This window comes from Micromonospora sp. M51 (assembly GCF_018070305.1).
Lineage (GTDB): Bacteria > Actinomycetota > Actinomycetes > Mycobacteriales > Micromonosporaceae > Micromonospora > Micromonospora parva.
In genome coordinates this window covers 1-4901 of record NZ_JAGPXZ010000473.1, presented here as the reverse complement: position 1 = coordinate 4901, position 4901 = coordinate 1, and the positions used below count along the sequence as shown (strand labels likewise).

The window sequence follows — 4901 nt, the reverse complement described above, 5'->3', positions numbered from 1 at the left end:
GGAGCGCCCGGACCTGAACCTGTTGGCTACCGCGAACGTGCCCGCCGGTGGTGAGGTGGCCCGGGTGCTGCGGGTGGCGGACGGGGTGCCGGACCCGATGCGCCGGCTGGCCGGGCAGCTGGCTGAGGAGAACGGCGCGCCGTTCGCGCGGGCGTCGGCGATCGAGCAGTTCCTGGCCGAGCACTACCGGGTGGTGGCGGACGCGCCGAGCGGGCACGCGTACCCGAATCTGGGTTTCTTCCTGTTCGGGCCGCGCAACGGCGGCGGGCAGGAGGGCACCTCGGAGCAGTTCGCGGCGGCGTTCGCGGTCCTCGGCCGGCTCTGCGGGCTGCCTACCCGGGTGGTGGTGGGTTTCCGGACCAGCGGGCAGGGGCCGGTGCTGGCCGGTGACGCGTACGCCTGGCCGGAGGTGCTCTTCGACGGGTTGGGCTGGGTGTCGTTCGACCCGCTGCCCCGCCCGAACGACGAGCCGAGGCCGGTGGAGGAGGATTTCCGCCCGACGCCGGAGGACCCGCCGCCGTCGGAGGCGCCCGCGCCGACCGCGGAGCCGAGCGCCTCACCGGAACCGGTGACCGCCGCCGATGTCCCGTCCGGCCGCGACGGGGTCTCCACGCCGGTGCTGGTCGCCGCCGGCAGCGGTGGTCTGTTGCTGGTGGTGGGGGCGTTCCTGCTCACCCTGTTGGCGATGCGCCGCTCCCTCACCCGCGGTCGGCTCGTGCGGGGCGACCCCGGTCAGCGCATCGCCGGCGCCTGGCGGGAGGTCACCGACGCGCTCCGGCTGGCCGGGAGGCCGGTCGGCGACGACCTGGCCGCGACCGAGGTCGCCGGGCACGCCCGTCAGGCGCTCACCGACACCGGGGCGGGCGGGTTCGGCGGCGGCACCGACGGGCCGGCCGTCGACGAGCTGGCGGCCCTGCTCAACCGGGTGGGTTTCGCACCGGGTGCCGCAACAGCGGACCAGGCCGCCCGGGCCGCCGAGGTCGCCACCGCGTACGTGGCCACCCTGCGCTCGGCGCGCCCCTGGTGGCGCCGTCTGCTGTGGTCGGTGCACCCCGCCCCGCTCCGCCGCGCCCGCCGCTCCCCACGGTGATCGAAAACGTAGCGGGTCAGGCGGTCAGCCGGCGGACGAGTTTGCGCATGCCGGCCTGCCAACCGTCCGGGTCCTCGGCGCGGCGGCGCGCGTAGTCGGCGACCTCGGGGTGCGGAAGGATCAGGAAACGTTCCTCGGCCAGCCCGGCGATGGCCGCCTCGGCGACCTGGTCCGGGGTGAGCACCGCGCCGGACGCGGCGACCACCCGGGCGCCGAGGTGGCCGTCGGCGAGCCCGTCGGCGAGCATCGGGGTGTCCACTCCCTGGGGGCAGAGGGCGCTGACCCGGATGCCCCGGTCCCGGTAGGTGATGGCCAGCCACTCCGCGAAGCCCACCGAGGCGTGTTTCGTCGCGGTGTACGCGGCGTCGCCCACCGCGGTCAGCACACCCGCGGCGGAGCAGGTGTGCAGCAGGTGCCCGCCGCCCCGGGCGAGCATGCCGGGCAGCACCGCGCGGGCCGAGTAGACATGTGCCAGCACGTTGACCCGCCAGGCCCGGTCCCAACCGGTGTCGTCGACCTCCACTCCCCCGCCGGTGGTCACTCCCGCGTTGGCGCAGAACAGGTCGATCCGGCCGTACCGCTGCTCGGTGTCGGCGACCAGCGCGCGGACCTGCTCCTCGTCGGTGACGTCGACGGCGTGGGCGTGCGCGACCGGGCCGATGCCCTCGGCGACCGCGCGGGCCGCGTCGGCGTCCAGGTCGGCGACCACCACGGCCGCGGCTCCCTCGGCGGCGAACCGGCGGGACAGCGCGGCGCCGATGCCGCCGGCCCCGCCGGTGACCACGACGATCCGGTCGGTGAGGTTCACGCGGACGCCTCCACGAGGTTGGTGCCCAGTCGGGCGATGAGGCCCAGGAGCGCGGTCGCGCCACCGGCGGTGACCTCGGGGGTCGGCAGCAGCGCGATGATCGGCACGTCCACCCCGTTGTCGGCGTAGCGGCGCACCTCGGCGCGGCACCGCTCCGGTGAGCCGTGCAGCACCAGCGCGTCGACCACCTCGTCGGGCACCGCCGCGTTGGCACCGCGCCGGTCACCGGCGGCCCAGGCCGCCCACATCGGTGCGAGCGCCTCGTCGCGGCCGAGCCAGCGGTGGAAGTCGGCGTACGCGCCGACGGTGAGGTAGCTGGTGATGAGCCGGCGGCCCAGTGCCCGGGCGTACGCGGTGTCCTCGGTGGGGCAGACGAAGATCCGGGCGGCGACGTCGAAGTCGGCGCGGCGCTCGCCCAGCTCGGCGAGGGCACGCGGTACGTCGTCGGCGCTGAGCCAGTTGAGGATGACCCCGTCGGCCTCCGCGGCGGCCAGCCGGAGCATTCCCGGGCGCAGCGCGGCGAGCAGGATCTGTGGCGGCACCGCCGGCGGTCGTTCCAGCGTGAACCGGCGGACGGCGAACGTGTCGTAGACCTCGTCGACGGTCTCGCCGCGCAGCGCGGCGCGCAGGAAACGCAGCACGTCGCGGGTACGCCGGAACGGTTGGTCGAACGGCACGGCGTTCCAGTCCCGGACGAGCACCGGTGAGGACGCCCCGATGCCGAGCGAGAACCGGCCCGGCGCGGCCTCGGCCAGCGCCGCCGCGCTCATCGCGAGCAGCCCGGGACCCCTGGTGTAGACCGGGGTGATCGCGGTGCCCAGCCGCAGCCCGGGCTGCCAGGCGGCGGCGAGGGCCAGCGGGGTGAACGCGTCGGCCCCGGCGACCTCGGACGACCAGACGTCGGTGAACCCGGCCCGGTCCAGGGCCGCGTAGGCCGCGTCGTGCTGCGCCAGCGCGATCCCGCCCAGCGGCACGGTCATGCCCCATCGATTCGTCACCGATCGATCGTGCCCGTTGACGACGGCCCGGGCAAGATCCCCGGGTTGGGCAGAATCGCCGGTTTCCGGCCGTGCGGCCCAGTGGGAGGTGCTACCACTTCGAGGTGGACCGGACCGACGGCGCAGGCCGCTGACCATGGGTTCCAGGGCGGCGGGACGCCTGGAGCCGGTCCCGGCCGCGGCCGCGCCCGGCCGGGCGACGTTCCTGGAACTCTTCTTCGACCTGGTGTACGTCTTCGCGCTCACCCGGATCTCGGCACGCGCGTTCGAGGATCTGACTCAGGACCCGGGCCGGGAGCACGGCTGGGGGACGATCACCGGCAGCGGCAAGACGCTGCTGTTGCTGCTGGCGCTGTGGGCGGTTTGGCAGGGCACCGCGTGGACGACCAGCCGGTACGACCCGTACCGGGTGCCGTTGCAGACCGTGGTGATCACCGCGCTGGTGTGCAGCATGGTGATGGGGGTGGCGATCCCCCGGGCGTTCAGCCAGACCGCGCTGATGTTCGCCGTGGCTTACGTGATCGCGCAGGTGACCCGGCCGGTGATCCTGTCGGTCGCGCTGGGCCCGCACCCGTACCGCCGGTTGAAGGTGCGGATGGCGGTGATCTACGCCGTCAGCGGGGTGCTGTGGATCGGCGGCGCGATGCTGAGCACCAACGCGCAGGTGGTGCTCTGGTCGGTGGCGCTGGGCTTCGAGTACCTGGCCGCCCGCTGCGGCTGGCCGGTGCCCGGCCTGGGTCGTTCGACGATCTCCAAGTGGGAGATCGCCGGGGAGCACCTGGCCGAGCGGTACCAGCAGTTCTTCCTCGTCGCGCTGGGCGCGACGATCCTGGTGGCCGGTTTCTCGTACAGCAAGGGGCCATACGAGAAGGGGCACGCCTGGGCGTTCGCGCTGGCGTTGGCCACCTCGATCATGCTGTGGCGGATCTACGTGCAGCGGGCTGGGCGGATCCTGGGCGAGGCGGTGATGAAGGCCCGGCACCCCGCCAATATCGGCCGGTCCGCGGCCGACACCCACCTGGTGATGGTGATCGGTCTCGCGTGCACCGCGATCGGCTACGAGCTGATCATCGAGGCTCCGTTGGAGCGGATCCCGGGCTCGTGGTTGGCCATGGTGCTCGGTGGCCCGGCCCTGTTCCTGGCCGGCCGGGCCCGCCTGGAGTACGAGGTGTTCGCGCGGGTCTCCCCGTCCCGGTGGATCGCCCTCACGGTGCTGGTGGTGTCGTCGGTGCCGTTGCTGCACCTGCCCGGTGTGCTCGCGACAGCGCTCGGGGCGCTGGTGTTGGCGGCGGTCGCGGTGGCCGACGCCCGGCGGGCGCACGGCGCCCCACCGGAGGCCGCCACGCCACCGTTCTGAGCGTTGCGCGCGAATGCCGTGCCGGACCGGAGGGTTACTCTCGGCCGGTGACCTTCTCGCTCGTCGCCCGCTCCGCCGACGGCCGCCTGCACGGCGTGGCCGTCGCCAGCAAGTTCCTCGCCGCCGGGGCGTTGGTGCCGGCCGCCGCCGCCGAGGTGGGTGCGCTGGCCACCCAGGCGCACGTGAACCTCGCCTACCGCCCGCAGGGACTCACCCTGCTACGCACCGGGGTGGCTGCCGCCGACGTGGTGGCCGGGCTGATCGCCGCCGACCCCGAGCGGGACCATCGTCAACTCGGCGTCGTGGGGGCCACCGGAACGGGGGCCAGCTGGACGGGGCCGGCCTGCCACCCGTGGGCCGGCGGGCGGACCGGCGACGGCTGGGCCGCGCAGGGCAACGTGCTCACCGGGCCGGAGGTCGTCGACGCCCTCGGCGCGGCCTGGGAGGCGGGAACGGCGCTGCCGTTCGCCGAGCGGCTGGTGGCCGCGTTGCGGGCCGGCGACGAGGCCGGCGGCGACCGGCGTGGGCGGCAGAGCGCCGGCCTGCTGGTGGTCGAGCGCGGCGGCGGGTACGGCGGCACCAGCGATGTGGTGGTGGACCTTCGGGTGGACGACCACCCGGACCCGGTGGCCGAGCTGGGTCGTCTGC

The 4901-nt window shown here is 74.8% G+C and carries 5 protein-coding genes; 3 read left to right on the top strand and 2 right to left on the bottom strand.

Annotation, left to right across the window (positions count from 1 at the left end; translation table 11 throughout):
• Positions 1–1090 (top strand): transglutaminase domain-containing protein (locus tag KBX53_RS22350; RefSeq protein WP_305797971.1); only part of this gene is annotated, 1090 nt, incomplete at its 5' end.
• Between the two features lie 16 nt (positions 1091–1106).
• On the opposite strand, the gene KBX53_RS22345 is transcribed toward KBX53_RS22350, so the two are convergent.
• Positions 1107–1898 (bottom strand): SDR family oxidoreductase, encoded by a 792-nt coding sequence (locus tag KBX53_RS22345; protein WP_210861449.1) that lies wholly within the window; start codon positions 1896–1898, stop codon positions 1107–1109.
• A complete protein-coding gene (locus KBX53_RS22340; protein WP_030328654.1) occupies positions 1895–2878 on the bottom strand; it encodes an LLM class F420-dependent oxidoreductase in 984 nt (327 codons plus the stop codon). Before KBX53_RS22340 ends, KBX53_RS22345 begins: the two co-directional genes overlap by 4 nt.
• A gap of 154 nt (positions 2879–3032) precedes the next feature.
• On the opposite strand from KBX53_RS22340, the gene KBX53_RS22335 reads away from it, so the two are divergent.
• Positions 3033–4253 (top strand): low temperature requirement protein A, encoded by a 1221-nt coding sequence (locus KBX53_RS22335; RefSeq protein ID WP_210861447.1) that lies wholly within the window; start codon positions 3033–3035, stop codon positions 4251–4253.
• A 47-nt stretch (positions 4254–4300) separates the two neighbouring features.
• On the top strand, positions 4301–4901 hold a 601-nt coding region (locus tag KBX53_RS22330; protein WP_210861446.1), incomplete at its 3' end, for a DUF1028 domain-containing protein.

Excerpts from the sequence above, each read along its gene's own strand:
- KBX53_RS22340 (WP_030328654.1), bottom strand. The coding sequence starts at position 2,878 with ATGACCGTGCCGCTGGGCGGGATCGCGCTGGCGCAGCACGACGCGGCC.
- KBX53_RS22335 (WP_210861447.1), top strand. The coding sequence starts at position 3,033 with ATGGGTTCCAGGGCGGCGGGACGCCTGGAGCCGGTCCCGGCCGCGGCC.